The sequence below is a fragment of the Sphingobium sp. AS12 genome (assembly GCF_019097845.1).
Lineage (GTDB): Bacteria > Pseudomonadota > Alphaproteobacteria > Sphingomonadales > Sphingomonadaceae > Sphingobium.
The window spans coordinates 1-1,780 of record NZ_JAHRGM010000079.1 but is presented as its reverse complement, the minus strand read 5'-3'; the positions used below and the strand labels follow the sequence as shown (position 1 = coordinate 1,780).

The 1,780-nt window shown below is 62.3% G+C and carries 1 protein-coding gene; it reads right to left on the bottom strand.

What is annotated here, in order from left to right; translation table 11 throughout:
- A partial coding sequence (locus tag KRZ98_RS22115) for an IS1634 family transposase (protein WP_217675354.1) occupies positions 1–1,615 on the bottom strand: 1,615 nt, incomplete at its 3' end.
- Positions 1,616–1,780: the final 165 nt, after the last annotated feature.

Here is a 1,780-nt window from a genome sequence, read left to right as displayed (position 1 = left end):
CCGGCAGCGCGATGCCGGTTGCCTTGAAGACATTCCCCACCTGGCCCGAAACGTGGGTGCGGGTGGTAATGACCTTGCCGTCCTTTTCGATGGTGGCTTCCTGAAGGCGATCGAGATCGTTGAGGAGTGGCTGCCATTCGGGCTGCAAGCCCTTTTCCTGACACAAGCGGGTCAGTTCCTTGGCCAGCGTCAGAGCGAGGAACGAGACAAACACATGGCCGCGGATAGCGGCATCGGACTGATGGAAGATGGGACGGGTATCGAAGCTGGCCTTGGCAACCCGGAACAGGGCCTCGACCTGAAGCAGGTCACGGTAGCGGATGACGGCCTGCAGCGGGGTGATCCGGGCATTGGTGCGCAGCACGCTGATGCCGTCGTAGCGCGCCTCGTCGGCAAGCTTTCCCATGTCGATTTCGAAGGTCTTGCCGCTGGCCTTGAGATAGCGGCGATAGGCTGAGTTACCGACCAGGGCCTTGTCGCCCTTCTTCAGCTGGGTCTGGAGGCCATCGATGATCGCTTGCCGGTCGGCCTTGTCCTTCCTTGCCTCAGCTTCGTTGAGCGTGACGACGTAGCGCTGGGTATCTGCGCCTTTGCCAACGCGCACTTCCTTGACCCACAGCTGGGTGTCTCCTGCCTGTCGCTCGAGGACCAGGGGCACCATCGGGGCAGTGTCGGCAAGCACGACATCGCGGATGACGTTGCTGGTGCGCTCTCGCGCACCCAGGATGTATTCCATCCCCAGCTCTTCAAGGGCGGCGATCGTACCGGCACTGATCATGCCGCGGTCGGCCACGACGCACGAGCGGGTTATCCCAAAGCGGGTACGCAGGCGCGTGACGATGGGCATGAGCACCTTCACGTCGGCCGTGTTGCCCGGGACCATCTCGGTGCAGATCGGACGCCCCTGCGCGTCGATCACCACGGCCAGGATCATCTGGGCAAGCTCGGGCCGGTGGTCCTTGGAATGACCACGCCGACCCAGCGTGTCGCCGCCTGCACCGTAGAACGAGAGCGACGTCGTATCCATGAACACCAGGCTGAGATCAGTGAACAGGTCCCGCCGGCGATCGAACAGCTTCTCCTCGATCACGTCCTTCACACAGCGAGGTGCCAATGCGCCTTCTGCCTTCTCCTCGATCTCCTCGCCGAGCCAGGCCATGGCGCGATAGAAGTGATGAAGGGCAAGATCCTCGCTGCCGTCGATGGCGTAGCTCTTCATCCAGTCCAGGCAGGCTCGGTCCGAGCCGGAGACAAACAGGCGGTGCAGTGTGGCGACGAATACGGCGCGCTCCACGGCAAAGCCGAACTGCCGCCCCTCCAGCACCTCTTCCATTACAGCATCGATGCCAAGCCGCTGCCACAGGCGCCCGAACAGCAACGGGCCCCCGATCCTGCGGGCTGCGATCCGGCCTGCATCGATATCGGACAGAATGATGCTGTGCTCTGCGTGACGTGCGATCGAGGCGGCCAGCCTGTCGAGTTCGCCACTCGCGGCCAGCACATCCTTGCGGCCCAGAGCCTTGATCGTGCGCTGGCGGACGGTTTTGCCCTCGCGCACGCTCTCGACCAGGTAGAGATAGCGGTGCCCGCGCGCGACTCGTTCGACGACATACATGGGCAGGTTGTTACTGCCTGCACCCGTAAAAATAAACCAAGCCGCCAGTCACAGGCAAAATGTTGTTAGCACACCCGGTTTTGCCACCAAATCCACGCCCAGCGATATCAGATACTTACCAGCTCACGTTCTCTGCGTGTTCCGCTGGCACTGTTCAACTTGGGC